The organism is Novosphingobium mangrovisedimenti, assembly GCF_025153475.1.
In the GTDB taxonomy this organism is placed as follows: Bacteria; Pseudomonadota; Alphaproteobacteria; order Sphingomonadales; family Sphingomonadaceae; genus Novosphingobium; species Novosphingobium mangrovi_A.
Genome location: NZ_JANZXA010000003.1, coordinates 220984 through 237528 on the forward strand (window position 1 = coordinate 220984; position 16545 = coordinate 237528).

Annotated in this window: 14 protein-coding genes; 3 read left to right on the forward strand and 11 right to left on the reverse strand. The window is 66.3% G+C overall.

Annotated features, from left to right (window positions below; translation table 11 throughout):
- From NZK81_RS06750 to NZK81_RS06775, 6 genes are all read right to left on the reverse strand, one after another.
- Entirely contained in the window at window positions 1–1428 is a 1428-nt protein-coding gene (locus NZK81_RS06750; RefSeq protein ID WP_260045168.1) for a sensor histidine kinase, read from the reverse strand.
- A complete protein-coding gene (locus NZK81_RS06755; protein WP_260045170.1) occupies window positions 1425–2159 on the reverse strand; it encodes a response regulator in 735 nt (244 codons plus the stop codon). Before NZK81_RS06755 ends, NZK81_RS06750 begins: the two co-directional genes overlap by 4 nt.
- A gap of 46 nt (window positions 2160–2205) precedes the next feature.
- Complete coding sequence (locus NZK81_RS06760) at window positions 2206–2889, reverse strand: EF-hand domain-containing protein (protein WP_260045172.1); 684 nt, start codon at window positions 2887–2889, stop codon at window positions 2206–2208.
- Between the two features lie 270 nt (window positions 2890–3159).
- Window positions 3160–3540 (reverse strand): VOC family protein, encoded by a 381-nt coding sequence (locus NZK81_RS06765; RefSeq protein ID WP_260045174.1) that lies wholly within the window; start codon window positions 3538–3540, stop codon window positions 3160–3162.
- A gap of 64 nt (window positions 3541–3604) precedes the next feature.
- Window positions 3605–3973 (reverse strand): VOC family protein, encoded by a 369-nt coding sequence (locus tag NZK81_RS06770; protein WP_260045176.1) that lies wholly within the window; start codon window positions 3971–3973, stop codon window positions 3605–3607.
- 53 nt (window positions 3974–4026) lie between these two features.
- The gene (locus NZK81_RS06775) at window positions 4027–5853 is read right to left on the reverse strand and encodes an aminopeptidase P family protein (RefSeq protein WP_260045177.1); all 1827 of its coding nucleotides are present in this window, start codon (window positions 5851–5853) and stop codon (window positions 4027–4029) included.
- A gap of 42 nt (window positions 5854–5895) precedes the next feature.
- On the opposite strand from NZK81_RS06775, the gene NZK81_RS06780 reads away from it, so the two are divergent.
- On the forward strand, window positions 5896–7986 hold the full coding sequence (locus NZK81_RS06780; RefSeq protein WP_260045179.1) for a S9 family peptidase: 2091 nt from the start codon (window positions 5896–5898) through the stop codon (window positions 7984–7986).
- On the forward strand, window positions 7983–8381 hold the full coding sequence (locus NZK81_RS06785; protein WP_260045181.1) for an acyl-CoA thioesterase: 399 nt from the start codon (window positions 7983–7985) through the stop codon (window positions 8379–8381). The genes NZK81_RS06780 and NZK81_RS06785 overlap by 4 nt, the downstream gene beginning before the upstream one ends.
- Here the strand turns inward: NZK81_RS06785 and NZK81_RS06790 are convergent.
- Both NZK81_RS06790 and ald read right to left on the reverse strand, forming a co-directional pair.
- Window positions 8368–10080 carry a sensor domain-containing diguanylate cyclase gene (locus NZK81_RS06790; RefSeq protein ID WP_260045343.1) on the reverse strand — a complete coding sequence of 571 codons (1713 nt, stop codon included), beginning with the start codon at window positions 10078–10080 and terminating at the stop codon, window positions 8368–8370. The two genes, NZK81_RS06785 and NZK81_RS06790, sit on opposite strands and share 14 nt — an antisense overlap.
- A gap of 55 nt (window positions 10081–10135) precedes the next feature.
- The gene (ald, locus tag NZK81_RS06795) at window positions 10136–11266 is read right to left on the reverse strand and encodes an alanine dehydrogenase (protein WP_260045184.1); all 1131 of its coding nucleotides are present in this window, start codon (window positions 11264–11266) and stop codon (window positions 10136–10138) included.
- Between the two features lie 137 nt (window positions 11267–11403).
- On the opposite strand from ald, the gene NZK81_RS06800 reads away from it, so the two are divergent.
- The gene (locus NZK81_RS06800) at window positions 11404–11862 is read left to right on the forward strand and encodes an Lrp/AsnC family transcriptional regulator (protein WP_260045187.1); all 459 of its coding nucleotides are present in this window, start codon (window positions 11404–11406) and stop codon (window positions 11860–11862) included.
- On the opposite strand, the gene NZK81_RS06805 is transcribed toward NZK81_RS06800, so the two are convergent.
- The 3 genes from NZK81_RS06805 to NZK81_RS06815 all read right to left on the reverse strand — a co-directional run bounded on the left by NZK81_RS06805 (window position 11844) and on the right by NZK81_RS06815 (window position 16525).
- A complete protein-coding gene (locus NZK81_RS06805) occupies window positions 11844–13613 on the reverse strand; it encodes a cation:proton antiporter domain-containing protein (RefSeq protein WP_260045189.1) in 1770 nt (589 codons plus the stop codon). The genes NZK81_RS06800 and NZK81_RS06805 overlap by 19 nt on opposite strands.
- Before the next feature lie 123 nt (window positions 13614–13736).
- Window positions 13737–14162, reverse strand: a complete 426-nt coding sequence (locus NZK81_RS06810; protein WP_260045191.1) for a hypothetical protein — start codon at window positions 14160–14162, stop codon at window positions 13737–13739.
- Window positions 14159–16525, reverse strand: a complete 2367-nt coding sequence (locus tag NZK81_RS06815) for a DNA translocase FtsK (RefSeq protein ID WP_260045192.1) — start codon at window positions 16523–16525, stop codon at window positions 14159–14161. The genes NZK81_RS06810 and NZK81_RS06815 overlap by 4 nt, the downstream gene beginning before the upstream one ends.
- Window positions 16526–16545: the final 20 nt, after the last annotated feature.

Consider the following 16545-nt stretch of genomic DNA (forward strand, 5'->3'; position numbering starts at 1 on the left):
TCACGATGCCTGCACGGGTATCTCCAGCCGCGCGGTCAGCCCTTCCACTTCACCCGTCGCCGAAAGCCGGTTGGTGAGCTTCAGTGCGCCGCCGTGCTGGTCGGCAATCGCGCGTGCCAGGGCGAGGCCCAGGCCGGCGCCGCCGGTTGCCGAATTGCGCGAGGGATCGCCCCGGGTGAACGGGTTCATCATGTCCTCGATCGTATCCGTCGGGATGCCCGGACCGTCGTCGTCGATCAGGACGACGGCGTTCCTCCCTTCGCGTTTCAGCGAGACGCGGGCGCGCTGGCCATAGCGCACGGCATTGCCGATCAGATTGCGCAAGGCCCGCCGCAGCCAGGTCGGCCGCAGTTCGAGCACGATCCGTTCGGTATCGCCCAGTTCCACCGGCTCGCCCATGTCCTCGTATTCCTCGACGACCGATGCGACGAGGGCCGAGAATTCGGTACGTTCGAGCGGGTCTCCCGGCCGGCCGACGCGGGCAAGCGAGAGGATGTCGTCGAGCGTGCGCACGATGTCCTCGATGGTCCCGGCCATGCGCGCCCGCTCGCCTTCGTCCTGTACCGATTCGATGCGGACGCGCAGGGCCGCCAGCGGTGTCTTCAGGTCGTGGCCGATCGCGCCCAGCATCACGTTTTTCTCGTCGAGCATGGCCGCGATGCGGCCTTCCATGGCGTTATGTGCCACGATCAGGCGACGCATATCCTCGGGGCCGGACGGCATGAGCTGGCCATCGGTATCCGCCGTGTTCGCGAAGCGCTCGACGCGCCGCGTCAGCGCCGCCAGCGGCCGGGTGATGCGGCGCAGGATCAGGGCGACGGCGCCCACCAGCACGATGTAGATGAGCAGCGTCTGCAGCACGAGCGGCGTCAGCAGGATGTGCTCGGCCCGCGGCGACCGTACGCGGGCGACCAGCCAGCCTTGCTGGTCCAGCGGGCGCACGCCAACCACCAGCAGGTGGTTGTGCAGCATGTCGTCGATGTCCAGCTTGTTCATCTGGTGGGCCACGGCCCTGCGCAGCGCGTTGTGCCGCGCGACCGGGTCGCCGCCGATCGCACGATGGACTATGACGACTTCCGATTGCGGGAAATTCTGTTCTTCCAGAATGGCTTGCAGGCGACTTTCGGCGCGAGCGTCGCGCGCCTCGCCCTTTTCGACCGGCGACCGGGTGGCGAATTCGAGGGGGAAGGATCGCGGCGGCGGGCTGCCGATCGGTCCTCTCGGCGTGCGCGCGGTTGCGGAGAAGGCGCCGGGCCCGCGCGTGTCGACGATCAGCCGGAACGCGGCGACGTTGAGCATGCCGGCCTCGTAGGCTTCGCGCTGGGCCTTGTAGATGAGGAACGAGCCCAGTCCCTGCACCAGCAACAGTGCCGCTGCCACGGCGAGCAGCATCTGGCCCATCAGGCTGCGGGGTTGCGGGATCTTCATTCGGCTTCGAGCGGAACCCGCTTCACTTCGGTGGCGAGCATGTAGCCGCCGCCCCAGACCGTCTGGATGAGCTGCGGGTTGCGGCTGTCGACCTCGATTTTGCGGCGCAGCCGGCTGACCTGGTTGTCGACCGCGCGGTCGAAGAGATGCGCTTCGCGCCCCTGCACCATGTCGAGCAGGCGGTCGCGGTTGAGGACCTGGCGCGGATGTTCGAGGAAGGCCATGAGCAGCCGGAATTCGACCGAGGAGATGGCCACCACCGCGCCTTCCGGATCGATCAGGCGGCGCTTGAGCGGATCGAGCCGCCAGCCCTCGAACTCGAAGGCCTCGTTCTCGGTCTGCGGGGCTGCGCTGCGCGAAGCGCGGCGCAGCACGCTGCGGATGCGGGCGACCAGCTCGCGCGGTTCGAACGGCTTCACGACATAGTCGTCGGCGCCGATCTCAAGCCCGACGATGCGATCGGTGGCCTCGCCGCGCGCGGTCAGGAAGATGACCGGGATGTCCTGCGTCTCGACGAGGTGGCGGCACAGCGACAGGCCATCCTCGCCGGGCATCATGATGTCGAGAAGGACGAGGTCGAACCTGGTCTCGCGCAGACGGCTGCGGGCCTCCGCTGCGCTCGACGACTGCACCACGTCGAACCCCTGGCGCGAGAGGTATTCGCCCAGGGGTTCGCGCAGTGCGGGTTCGTCATCGACCAGAAGGATTGTCGGTGGCGCAGTGTCGTTCATGCGTTTTCTCTTCAGCGCCCCCGGCAGGTCGGTGCGTGTTGCGGTGTCACTTGGAAGCAGGCTTGTTCGCCTGCCACTGGGCCTTCATCTGCTGGCGTGCGGCACGGCGTTCGTCCTGGGTGACCTTGCCGTCGTTATTGGCGTCCATCATGTCGAAGTGCTTCATCATGGCCGTATCGAATTCAGCCTTGCTGACGGCACCGTCGTTGTTCGTGTCCGCCATCTTGGGCATCATCATGCCGTTGCCACGGCCGCCATGCCGCTTGCCACGCCAGCCGTCGCGGCCGGGGCAGTCGCCGTTGGGCCCGCCCATGCCGGGATTACCCATACCGGGATTACCCATGCCGGGGCCTCCGCCCATGCCCGGGCCGCCCATGCCGGAACCGCGTTGGCCGGTCATGCCGGGGCCACCCATGCCGGGCTTGGCGGCCATGAACTCCTCGCTGGAAATCGAACCGTCGCCATTGGTGTCGAGCTTGGCGAACATTTCCGCACGCCGGGCTTCGTGGCGGGCCTGGCGGTCTGCCTGGTCGAGCTTGCCGTCCTGGTTGACATCCATGCGGGTGAACATGGCATCGGCCGATTGCTGGGCTTCGGCGCGGGTGATCACGCCGTTGCCATCGACGTCCATCCGGGGCTTGGCGGCAGGGCCCTGCGCATAGGCGAGCCCGCCGATCGAAAGTGCTGCGGCCGAAAGGCCGAGGGTCAGTGTCTTGATTGCAGTCTTCATCGTCGTCTCCACTCCGAGAAGGAAAGGGATGAGAGCCGCCGGCCGGGGAAGGGAGGGGGGAATTGCCCGGCGGCTCTCTGGGACCCCTTCTAGTGTTGTCTTGTCGCTCAGGTATGCCGTGAGTGGCGAATATTGTCGCCAATTGTCACAACTGAACATAGCCGTTCATGGTTCCGCAAACTGGATGAACGTCCGTTCAGCGCAGCCTGCCATCAGGCCCTTCGCCCGGGGCGATGACAGGGGTGTGGCGGCATGCGGCCGTGTCGCGTGTCACGGCGTACCGGGCACGCAGAAGGCATTCATCTTGTTGCCGTCGGGGTCGCGGAAATAGGCGGCGTGGAAGCCGTTGGCGCGCGGTCCCGGCGGGCCTTCGCAACTGCCGCCGTTGGCGAGCGCGGCCGCATGGACGCGCCGCACCTGATCCTCGCCCGAGGCCATGAGCGCGAACATCGTGCCGTTGCCCCGGTTCGCGGCCTCGCCGTCGAAGGGATAGGTTATGCCGATGCTGGGGCCACCGTCCGGGAAGCTCCAGCCGATCGCCCGGTCATGGGCAAAGGTGCGCGCGCCGCCGAATTCGGCCATGATGGCATCGTAGAAGCGCGCGCCCCGTTCAAGGTCGTTGGTTCCAAAGGTTACGTGGGCAACCGGCATCGTTCTCTCTTCCCGTGAAGTGCTGTTCACGCATTGAAGCAGGCCGGCATTGCCCAGACAAGCGTCAGCTCATCACGAAGGCGTTGAGCTTGTTGCCGTCGGGATCGCGGAAATAGGCGGCGTAGAAACCTTCGCCGCGCGGTCCCGGCGGACCTTCGCAGGTGCCGCCATTGGCCAGCGCGATTTCGTAGAGCCGCCGGACCTGCGCCTCGTCGCTGGCTTCCAGCGCGACCATCACGCCGTTGCCGACCGTGGCCGGCTTGCCGTCGAACGGCGTGGTCAGGCCGATTCCGGCGCCACCGCCCGGGATGCCCCAGGCAATGAACTGTTCCTCCTCCATCATCCGGCCGACGCCCAGCTCGCCGCAGACGGCATCATAGAATTTTGCCCCGCGTTCGCGGTCGTTGGTTCCCAGTGTTACGTAACCGATCATCGTTCCGTCCTTTCGCGACTCGCGTGAATGGAAGGAACATTACAGGAACAAAGTCAGGCGGGCAAGGGAATGCACTGGGCTTCCAGCCAGGCCCTGGCCTCGCCGTCGAGCTGCGGGCCGATCAGTTCGAGCACGCGGGCGTGATAGGCGTTCCACCAGGCGATTTCAGTCGGCGTGAGCAGGCTTTGATCGACGAGACGGCGTTCGATCGGCACGTGGGTCAGCGTTTCAAAGCCGAAGAACTCCCCTTCCGCGCCTTCGATCTCGCGCGGTTCGACAAGCACGAGGTTCTCGATGCGGATGCCGTATTCGCCGGCCTTGTAATAGCCCGGCTCGTTCGAGAGGAACATGCCGGGCAGCAGTTCCTGATCGGTCCCGCTCTGCGCGCCGGCGGACTTGGCGATGCGCTGCGGCCCTTCGTGGACCGACAGGAAGCTGCCCACGCCGTGCCCGGTGCCGTGGGCATAGTCGAGCCCGGCCTGCCACAGCGCATAGCGGGCCAGCACGTCGAGCTGGCTGCCGGCGGTGCCCTTGGGGAAGACGGCGGTGCCGAGCGCGATATGGCCCTTGAGCACGCGGGTGAAGCGGTCCTTCACTTCGGCCCCCGGCGCGTCCGGCCCGATCCATACGGTGCGGGTGATGTCGGTCGTGCCATCGGGATACTGCCCGCCCGAATCGACCAGATAGACCGAGTTCGGGGCCAGCGTGAGGCTGGTCTCGTCGGTTACGCGGTAGTGGCAGATCGCCGCATTCGGCCCGGCGCCCGAAATCGTGTCGAACGACAGGTCGCGCAAGTCGCCACGGGCCTTGCGGAAGGCTTCGAGGCGGTCGGCGGCGGACATCTCGGTGACTTCGCCCTTGGGGCCTTCCACCGAGAGCCAGTGCAGGAACTGCGAGACGGCGGCGCCATCGCGCTTCTGCGCGTCGCGATGACCCTGCTGCTCGACCGGGTTCTTCACGGCCTTGGGTAGCACGGTGGGGTCGCGTTCCTCGACGACTTCTGCCCCGGACTGGCGCAGCGTCTGGAAAATGGCGGAGACGGCGCGTTCGGGATCGACCGCGACCCGTTTGCCGGCAAGGCATTCCAGCCCGGCGACGAAGCCGGCGCGCGGCAGGATGTGCACGGCATTGCCCAGGTGCTGGCGCAGTTCCGGCGTCACTTTCTCCTCGGCGATGAACAGGTCGGCCGTTCCGTCGGCATGGGCGATCACATAGGACAGCGCGACCGGGGTCCGTTCCACGTCGGTGCCGCGGATGTTGAGCAGCCACGCGATCGAATCGAGCGCGGTGATGACGGTCGCGTCGAGCTTTTTCTGCGCCAGCCATTCGGACACGGCGGCGCGCTTGGCCTCGCTCGTTTCACCGGACAGGTCGTTGGCGTGCACCAGCGCCGGCGCGTCGGACGGCGCGGGCTGGTCTTCCCAGATCGCGTCGATCGGGTTGCTGTCGACCGCGACGAGCTTGCCGCCTTTCGCGGCGATCGCCTTGTCCACGGTCTCCACCCATTTCGCGCCGTGCAGCCAGGCGTCGTAGCCGATCGCGGCGCCCTGGGGGGCGTTGGCCTCCAGCCATTTGGCGACGCTCGTCTGGGGGACGCTTTCGTAGGCATAGAGCCGTCCGTCGACCTGGTCGCGCACCTGCAGAGTATAGCGTCCGTCGACGAAGATCGCGGCTGCCGGTTCGAGCGCCGGGTCGGTCAGCACCACGACCGTGCCGGCAGAGCCGCCGAAGCCGGTCAGCCAGGCGAGGCGCTGGGCATAGCCCCCCACGTACTCGCTCATGTGTTCGTCGGAGATCGGGATCACGAAGCCATCGAGACCACACGTCTTCAGTTCCTTGCGCAGGGCATCGAGGCGGGCTTCATGGGTATTCATCAGCATGTCATGGGTATCCGGCTTGCGGGGGTCATGATGTGAACATAGATGCGAGGGATGGCAGATTCCACCCAGACCCTGATCGGGCCCCCGCAGGCGGCGAAAAAGCCGCATTCCTTCACCCATCACGGCATTACCGTAGCGGACGATTATGCCTGGCTGCGCGATCCGGGCTATCCGACCGTCACCGACAAGGAGGTACTGGCCCATCTCGAGGCGGAGAATCGCTGGTTCGAGGCGCGCATGGCGCCGTATCGGGAACGGATCGACGCCCTGTTCAAGGAAATGCGGGCGCGCATCAAGGAGGCCGACAAGTCTGCGCCGCAGAAGGACGGCGACTGGCTCTACTGGATCGAGTTCGAGGAAGGCGCGGAATACAAGAAGTGGTGGCGCAGGCCCGTCGGCGCGGCCGATGACGGCTCTGCCGACGAGCTGATTCTCGACGAGGTCGCGCTGGCCGAGGGCAAGGACTACTTCCGCCTCGGTGCGATCTCTGTCAGCGGCAGCGGCAAGCTGCTGGCCTATGCCGTGGATGACAATGGCTCGGAGCGCTTCACTGCCCGCGTCAAGAACCTCGAAACCGGCGAAATGCTGCCCGACGAGATTCCCGGCACGCTGTCCAGCCTCGTCTGGGTCGCGGGCGACAAGGGCCTCGTCTATTCGCTGGCCAACGAGCAGTGGCGTACCGACAATGCCCGTCTGCACTGGCTGGGCGAGCCGCTGGAAAAGGATGTCGAACTCTATCACGAGGACGACGACGGCTTCCGCGTTGGCTCCTCGCTCTCTTCGAACGAGAAATGGCTGATCATCGGCGCCAGCGATCACGAGACCAGCGAGGCGCGGCTGGTGCGCGCGGACGACCCGCTGGGCGACCAGATTCTCGTCAAGCCGCGTGCGAAAGGCGTGGAGTACGATGTCGATGAGCGCGATGGCGTGCTCTACATCCATACCAACGACACGCACGAGAACTTCCGCCTCGCCATGGCCCCGCTCGACAATCCGGGCGAATGGACGACGCTGATCGCAGGTTCGGACGACTTCTACCTGACGGGTGTGGACCTGTTTCGCGACTTCTACGTGATCGAGGGGCGCCGTGCCGGGCTCGACCAGATCGAGGTGCGCTACTACGACGATCCGGCCCGCGTGGAGCCGATCGTGTTTCCCGAGGCGAGCTATTCGGCCGGGCTGTCCAACAATCCGGAATGGCACATGGAGAAGCTGCGGCTCTCCTACGAATCGATGGTCATGCCGGCATCGGTGCTCGATTATGACGTGGCCGCCCACACGCTCGAAACGCTCAAGGTCCAGGAGATCCCCTCCGGCTACGACGCTTTGCTCTACGCGACCGAGCGGCTGGAGATCACCGCGCGGGATGGCACCGCGATTCCCGTCTCGATCGTCTATCGCAAGGACCGCACGGGAGCGGGGCCTCTGCACCTTTACGGTTACGGGGCCTACGGCATCTCGATCGATCCGGGCTTCTCGACTGCGCGCCTCAGCCTTGTCGACCGCGGCTTCGCCTATGCCATCGCCCATATCCGTGGCGGCGACGACATGGGCCGCGCCTGGTACAAGGCGGGTAAACTGGAACGGCGGACCAACACGTTCAACGATTTCGTGGACTGCGCGAAGGGCCTGATCGAGCGCGGGTTTACCTCGGCGGGCAAGATCAGCATTTCCGGCGGCTCGGCCGGTGGCGAACTGATGGGTGCGGTCATCAATTCCGACCCCCATCTGTGGGGCGCGGTGGTGGCGCACGTGCCTTTCGTTGACGTTCTGGCGACCATGCTCGACGAGACGCTGCCGCTCACGCCCGGCGAGTGGCCGGAGTGGGGCAACCCGATCGAGGACAAGGAAGCCTTCGCGCTGATCCGCAGCTATTCGCCCTACGATCAGGTCACGGCTCAGGCCTACCCGCCGCTGATGGTCACTGCCGGCCTCAACGATCCGCGCGTGACGTACTGGGAGCCGGCCAAGTGGGTCGCGAAGCTGCGCGAGCTCAAGACCGATTCCAACGAGCTGATCTTCAAGACCAACATGGGTGCGGGCCATGGCGGCAAGTCGGGCCGGTTCGAAAGCCTGAAGGAAACGGCGGAAGAGTTCGCCTTCGTCCTGTGGCAACTGGGTGTGGAGGGGTGACCAGCCGCTTCACTCTCACTTTCACCGCCGGGCCGGAACACATCGACCAGATGGGCCACGTCAACAATGCGGTGTGGGTGCAGTGGATGGAGGCGATCGCGACGGCGCACTGGGAAGCCGTCGCGCCGCCGGAACACCAGGCGGAATATCTCTGGGTCGTGACCCGGCACGAGATCGATTACCGCGGGAACATCCGCGAAGGCGAAAGCGTGACTGCGGAAACCTTCATCCCGGACGGACCGAACGGCGCGCGCTTCGATCGCTGCGTGGAATTCCGCAACGGGCAGGGCAAAGTGATCGTCCGCTCGCGCACGACTTGGGCGATGATCGCGCGCGCGACCGGGCGGGTCATGCGGATACCGGACGAAGTGGCGGCGCGCTTTACCGCAGGTTGACGACGGTATTCTGTGCGCCGGAAACGGTATCGAACGAAAAGGTGTCCTGAACGGTGCGGTTGCGCCCCTGCGACTTGGCTTCGTAGAGCAGTTCGTCGCATCGCGTATAGAGCGTGGCAAAACGCATCGGCGGGGCGCCGGTTACCAGCCCCATGCTGGCGGTAACCGGGCGTTCCAGTCCGGAGATTTCGGCGGCAATGCGCGCCGGGATCGACTGGCGGCGGCGTTCCGCCCGCTCGGCGGCATCGGCGCCGCGCATCAGCAGCAGGAACTCTTCACCGCCCAGGCGCACGGCGATCGTGTCCTCGTCCGGCATCAGCGCCAGCGCGACGGCGCGCAGCACGGCATCGCCCACCGCATGGCCCCGGGTGTCGTTGACGGACTTGAAGTGATCGAGGTCGAGCACGGCCATGGTGTCGTATCCGGTCTTCGCCAGCCGGGCATAGCGTTCCTCGAAACCGCGCCGGTTGTAGAGCCCGGTCAGCGGATCGCGTTCGGCCAGGCTTTCCAGCACCCGTGCCTGGGTCAGCGCGCGGTCGCGTTCGTGCTTGATCGCCATGAAACGGTCCGCGGCGCCCAGCGTGCTCAGCAGGATCTCGAAACTCAGCGACAGGTGCTGTGTGGTCATCAGGCTCATCGGCGCGTCGGCCATGCCCAGCAACGATCCGATTCGCACCAGCGCCATGCCGATCAGCGGCGTCCAGCCGATGATCTGGAACCACACCGTGCGACTGCCGCGGCGGGCTGCCGTCGCCATCGACCAGACCAGCGTCGCGATGAACGGCAGGAAGGCGACATAATAGGCAGGTGCGATGCTGGGTAGCAGCGGACCGCCCGCGAAGAGGTAGTACACCGTCCAGACCGCCATCCAGGGCCCCATCGCGTGCAGCAGCTGCAATTGCGTCCGGTTGAGCATGCCGGGTTCGACGAGGGTCGCGATGAATTGCGAGGCCGCGATGCTTGCCACGCTCAGGCTCGCCGAGGAGAGCACCGATATTTCCATGATCGAGAGCGAGGCGAACCGGTTCACGAGGCCGCTCGCGACGAAGGTCTGAACCAGCATCGCGAAGACGACGAGCGCGTGCCAGAGCGCGAAGGGCTGGCGCAGCACCCGGTAGAACCCGAAGTTCAGCACCAGCGGCATGAGCATCATCCCGCACAGTGCGGCCAGTACCAACTCCGCGTTGCCGACGCTGGTTTCGTCCGGTGGCGGCGCGATGCGCACGTCCGACAGGAGCCCTTCGTGCCGGGCGCCGCTGACCTTCAGGACATAGGCCGCCACGTCTCCTTTCAGGGATGGCAAGGGCATGCGCATCTTCCATCCGGTGGTGGAAAACCGCAGGTCGCCGGGCGTGATCTCGCGCGTCGACACCGTACCGTCGCGGCCGATCGCGGTCAGCGAGAGCCGGTTGAAGCGCGTGAGCCGCGTGGTCAGGACGGAATCCGGGGGCGGCGTCTGGCCGGTCATGTCGATCCGGACAAGGCTGGCCTTCGAGCCGCTGATCTTCCATCGCGTGCCGCTGCAGTCCCACCGGGCGGTGCTGCGCGCGAGGGCCGCCGCATTGACGTCGGGCGGCGCCAGGGCGGTGCAGACCGAACCGGCAGGGAAGCCTTGGGCGGCGGCCGCCGTCGGCGCACCTGCCAGGGCGCTCAACAGCGCCAGCAGACCGATCAGAAAAAGCCTTGTCCCGGAGAGCATGGCCAACCCATGCGCCAAGGCTTTCAATATGACGTTAATGCCGCGCTAAATATGCCTATCGCAGCACGGCTTCGGCAGGGACGAAGTCGTAGCCCAGTTCGCGGGCCACGGCCTCGTAGGTCACCTTCCCCTGATGCACGTTGAGACCCGCGGCGAGATGCGGATCGGCCCTGAGCGCGGCCTTCCAGCCTTCCGCCCCGTCGAAGGCGTCGGCGATCGCCAGGGCATGGGGCAGGGTGACGTTGTTGAGCGCATAGGTGCTGGTACGCGCCACCGCGCCGGGCATGTTGGCGACGCAGTAATGGACGATGCCGTCCACCACGAACGTCGGATCGTCGTGCGTCGTCGGGTGGCTGGTCTCGAAGCAGCCACCCTGATCGATGGCGACGTCGACCAGGACCGCGCCGGTCTTCATCGTGCCCAGCATGTCGCGGGTGACGAGCTGGGGCGCCGCCGCGCCGGGGATCAGTACGGCGCCGATGACGAGGTCGGCCTCGGCCACGCTTTCGGCGAGATTCGCCGTGCTGGAAAAGCGGGTCTTGGCGCGGGCCTCGAAATGGGTGCCGAGCCGTTCCAGCACATCCGGGTTGCGATCGAGAATGGTCACGTCGGCGCCGAGGCCCGCCGCCATCTGCGCGGCGTTGAAGCCGACCACGCCGCCGCCGATGACCGCGACCTTGCCCGGCATCACGCCCGGCACGCCGCCCAGCAGCACGCCGCGTCCGCCATGTGCCTTTTCGAGCGCGGTCGCCCCGGCCTGGATCGACATGCGTCCGGCCACCTGGCTCATGGGCTTGAGGAGCGGCAGTGAACCGCCGGGCCCGGTGACGGTCTCATAGGCGATGGCGGTCACACCGGACCTGATCAGATCGGCGGTCTGTTCCGGGTCGGGGGCGAGGTGCAGGTAGGTGTAGAGGATCTGCCCTTCGCGCAGCATGGCGCGTTCGATCGCCTGCGGTTCCTTGACCTTCACGATCATCTCGCACTCCGCGAACACCTCTGCGGCAGTCGCGATCAGCGTGGCGCCGGCGCGTTCGTAGTCGGCATCGCTGGCGCCGATACCGCGGCCCGCGCCGCTTTCGACGCGGACGTCGTGGCCGTGCCGGACCAGTTCCTGCACGCTCTCGGGGGTGAGGCCGACGCGATATTCGTGGTTCTTGATTTCCCTGACGGTACCGATGCGCATGGTTCGACTCCGGTGGCGAGAATGACCTTGAGGGAAAATACACCCGGACCACCGCAATGTTTCACCGAATTGCCGCTTGACTACGGCTCCTTGTGTAATATTTCCCGATATGTGGCGGTTTTAAGGAAGGATTTCCCATGGATCGGGCTGACCGTGCCTTGCTGGAGGCGTTGCAGGCGGATTCCTCGCGTTCGATTGCCGAACTGGCCGGATGCGTGAATCTTTCGCCCTCGGCCTGCCATCGGCGCATCAAGGCGCTGGAGGAACAGGGGCTGATCCTGGGCTATGCCGCGCGCGTCGATCCACGCAGGTTGGGGCTTGCCGTGGAGGTCTTCGTCGAAATCACGCTCAACAGCCAGAGCCGCGAGGCGATGGACCGCTTCGAACGTGCCGTGTGCGATTTCGATGACATTCTCGAATGCCACCTGATGAGCGGCACGTCCGATTACCTGCTGCGCGTTGCTGCCGCCGATCTCGATCACTACGATCGCATCCACCGCGACTGCCTTGCACGCCTGCCCGGCGTCTCGGCGATGAAGACGAGCTTTTCTCTGCGGCGGATCAAGCGCTTCGCGGGCTATTCGGTTCCGTCCTGACGCGCGGCGCGTACCGGTTGGGTCAGGATGCGATCGTGCGCGGCCCGCAGGTCTCCCGTCTGGTATTGCAGCGAGAGCCGCTCCTTGTCGCGCGCGCGGTAGGTTGCCTCGGCCTTTTCGATGTCCTCGAGCGAAACGCTGAGGCCCTTGAGCGCGTTGCGGGCCAGGACGATCGCCGATTCCATGACTTCGCGCACGACCGATTTCACCGGCGCGTCCTTGAGCCGCAAGAGCCCCCGGCGGTCGAAGACCCGCGCGTGAATCTGCGCCTTGGGAAATGCCGCGCGAACGGCGTGAAGGAAGGGTTCGGTCAGTTGGTCGCCGTCGATGCAGAACACGATCAGCTGGGCTTCGCCGGCCCCCGCCTGCCGCAGCAGGTCGATGCGCGTACCGTCCCCGAAGTAGACCTTGGCGCCGAATCCGCTGGCGACGTCGATCATCTCGATATCGGTATCGATCAGCGTGACCTCGATCTTCGCCGCGATCAGAATCTGGGCCACTGTCTGGCCGAAACGGCCGTAGCCGACGACGAGGGCATTGGCCCCGTCGACCCTGGGGCCTTCGCGTTCTTCGTCTGCCGCCGGCATCTCCCGGATGCGGCGCGTGGCCATCATCAGGAAGGGCGTCGCCACCATCGAGAGCGTGACGATGGCGCCGAACAGGCTCGCGGCCTCGGGGCGGATGAGCCAGGCATCGGCGGCCTGGGCGAAGAGCACGAAGCCGAATTCGCCGCCCTGGCTGAGCAGCAGGCCGAGCGCGAGGGCGCTACGCCAGTTCATCCGGAACAGCAGGCCCAGCGAGAAGATGACGGTTGCCTTCACCGCGATCAGCGCGAGCGCCATGGCCGCGACGAATAGCGGGCGCTCGGCAATGGCCGAAAGGTCCAGCATCATGCCCACCGACATGAAGAACAGGCCGAGCAGGATCGAACGGAATGGTTCGACATCGGCTTCCAGCTCGTGCCGGTAGGGGCTGTCCGCAAGCATGACGCCGGCGATGAAGGCGCCCAGCGCGGTCGAGAGGCCGAGTGCCTGCATCAGCGCGGCGGCGGCGATCACGGTGAACAGGGCGGCGAACACGAACATCTCGCGTTCGCCCAGGTTGCCGATCAACCGGAACAGCGGCCGGATCACGAAGCGGCCCGCGGCGATCAGCCCGGCAATCGCGAACACCGTGATCAGCGCAAGCTGCCAGCCCGGAGGGCCTTCGGGCAGGTGGGGGTTGCGGTTCATCGCGGCGATGATCGTGATCAGCGGAATGATCGAGAGATCCTGTAACAGCAGGATCGCGAAGGATCGCTCGCCGAAGGGCGAGTGCAGGCGTCCTGCGCTTTGCAGCATCGGCAGGACCTGCGCTGTCGAAGACAGGCCAAGCGGCAGGCCGAGTGCCAGCGACGCCTCGATCGTGAAGGGCGTGAAGAAGTAGATCACCGCCGAAACGGCAAGGCCGCACAGGGCCACCTGCGCCAGCCCGAGTCCGAAGATCTCGTGGCGCATGCGCCATAGCCGTCGCGGCGCGAGTTCGAGCCCGACGATGAAGAGCAGCAGCGTGATCCCCAGTTCGGCAATGCCGATCTTGCCTTCGGGATCGCCGATCAGGTCGAGCGCATAGGGGCCGAGGACTGCGCCCGCGAGCAGATAGCCCAGCGTGGCGCCGAGGCCGAGACGGCGGAACAACAGGACGAAGACAAGCGCCGTTCCCAGCAGCAGGAATCCGTCCTGCAGCGGGAAGGCCTGGGCATGTTGTTCCATTGAAGCCGGTTTCCGGATGCGTGAGGGGGTAAGACGCGCCGTAACTTAGGCGTCCGCGCCCGGCTCTCCAAGCCTTGAGGCGGGATTTTGATCGGCGGCCCGCAGCAGGGCCGGATCGCTGTTTCAGCGGGGCAGGATTCCCTGGCACACGAACCGCAGCACCTTGCCGTCCTGCGAGTCCCAGTGAATCTTTTCAACGCGAGGCGTCGCATAGGTCTGGCCGCCTATCGCCACACCGGCCGGGGTGACCGCGCTCCACTCGTACGTCAGTTTCAGGCCGCCCTGGCAGTTCACGCTGCGCCGGGCATAGATGGCCGTGCCTTTGGGGTAGGTACCTTCCTTGCGCAACAAGACCCCGACCTGCCGGAACTGTCTGCCCAGGCCGCCCGGACCGACGCTGGCCGCATCGACACGCACGCTGCGTCCGATGGCGCGTTCGACGTCCGGAGAGAAGATCCGGTACCACTGGCCGGTCTGCAGGGTAAGGGGCGCCGTTTCGGCCGCGGCGGGCACGGCCACGAGGGCGGCGAGCAGCAGGGCGCGCTTCACAGCGGGTTTCCGTTCTCGTCGCGGTAGATGTCGCGCCGGCCCACGTGGTTTGCGGGGCCGACGAAGCCGTCGTTCTCCATGCGCTCCACCCACTTGGCGGCGGTGTTGTATCCCACGCCCATCTGGCGCTGCAGCCAGGATACCGAGACTTTCTGGTTCTCGAACACGAGCTGGCAGACCTGCCGGTACTTGCGTTCATCCGGGTTGTCCGAAGCCGTCGCGTCGAGGTCGTCGAAGCCGAAGCTGCCTTCCTCGGGCTCCTCGGTGACAGCATCGATATATTCGGGCTTGCCCTGCGTGCGCCAGTAATCGGCGACGTGCTCGACTTCCTCGTCCGAGACGAAGGGGCCGTGGACGCGCTTTATCGGATCGGTGTTGGGCTTGTAGAGCATGTCGCCCTTGCCCAGCAGTTGCTCGGCGCCCTGCTCGCCCAGGATCGTGCGGCTGTCGATGCGGCTGGTGACGGCGAAGGAGATACGCGTGGGCAGGTTGGCCTTGATGACGCCGGTGATGACGTCGACCGAGGGGCGCTGGGTCGCCATGATCAGGTGGATGCCCGCCGCACGGCTCTTCTGCGAGAGGCGCTGGATCAGCACTTCGATTTCCTTGCCGACGGTGACCATGAGGTCGGCCAGCTCGTCGACGATAAGCACGATCTGCGGCAGTGCCTCGTAGTCGAGCTGGCGGTCCTCGTAGAGTTCCTCGCCGGTTTCGGGATCGAAGCCGATCTGGATGCGGCGGCCCAGCGGCTTGCCCTTCGCGGCCGCGGCGCGGACCTTGTCGTTGAAGCTGGCCAGATTGCGCACCGAGATCTCGCTCATCATGCGATAGCGGCGCTCCATTTCCTCGACCGCCCACTTGAGCGCGCGCACGGCCTTGGGCGGCTCTGTGACCACCGGCGAGAGCAGATGCGGAATGTCGTCGTAGCTCTTGAGTTCGAGCACCTTGGGATCGACCAGGATCAGGCGGCACTGCGCCGGCGTCATGCGGTAGAGCAGCGAGAGCAGGATGCAGTTGAGGCCGACCGACTTGCCCGAGCCCGTGGTACCCGCGACGAGCAGGTGAGGCATCGTCGCAAGATCGGCGACCACGGGTTCGCCGGCGATGTCCTTGCCCAGGATGATCGGCAGCATGCCCTTGTGGTGGGCGAAGTTTTCCGACGCGACCATTTCCTTGAACGAGACCATCTGGCGGTCCGCGTTCGGAAGCTCGATGCCCATCACCGTGCGGCCCGGGATCGAGGAGACGCGCGCCGAGATCGCGCTCATGTTGCGGGCGATGTCGTCGGCAAGGCCGATCACGCGGCTGGCCTTGATGCCGGGTGCGGGCTCCAGTTCGTACATCGTGACGACCGGCCCGGTGCGCACTGCGGTGATCTCGCCCTTGACGTTGAAGTCGTCGAGCACGGTTTCGAGCAGGCGCGCGTTGCGCTCGAGGCTCAGCTTGTCGATCTTCTTCTGCGCATTGGCGGGCGGATCGGCGAGCAGGTCGAGGCTCGGCAGTTCGTACTGGTCGAACAGGTCCTTCTGGCGGCTGCCGGAACCCAGTATCGCGGGTGCGGGAGAGGACTTGGGATCGACGATCTCGGGTGCCTTGCGCGGCTTGTCCGCGATCGGGGCGGTGGCTTCGGCGCGCGGGGCGGGTTCGGGGCTGGGCTTGTCCTTCGCCGGCCTGAGCGGCAGATCGCTGCGCGAAGGCATGGCGCGCGGAAAGCGTCCGATGCGGCCGGGCAGCGTGAGCAGCCGGCCCCAGTCGAGCGCGAAAACCCGGCCCGCGAGCGCGACGCCGATGCTCAGGCAGACAAGCGCAATGGCGAGCGTGATCCAGCCGGCGAGGTTCGGCGGAGCGAGGTCGGAAAGCGCGTGGATGGCCTTGGCGCCAAGCAAGCCGGAAAGGCCGCCCATCGAGGCGGGCAGGCTGCCGCCGGGTTCGGTGAACCACAGCGAGAGGACCGTCGCGATCAGCATCATCGCGAGCGCCAGCATGCCAAGCGGCCGCCACCAGCGCTGGTTCGTATGCTCGACCTCGCTGTCGTCTTCTTCCACCAGCAGCCAGAGCTTGCGGGCGAAGACCCAGAGCATCGGCACCAGCAGCGCGGAGACCGGCCCGAACAGGGTAAGCGCGCCATCGGCCACGAGCGCGCCGGCGGGCCCCATCCAGTTGTGCACTTCGCCGCCGGCGGCGGTGGAGAACGAGGGGTCGGTCTGTTCGTAGGTCAGGAGGGCTATGGCAAGGAAGGCCATGGCCGCGAAGAGCACCACGGCCCCCGACAGTTCGGTTGCGCGGCGCAGCGACCGCTTGAGGACGGTGCGCCAGTCGGGCTTCGCGATGCGGCGCCCGGACGCCATGGGCCTTGTCGCCATAGGAATTCCCCTGATTGCGG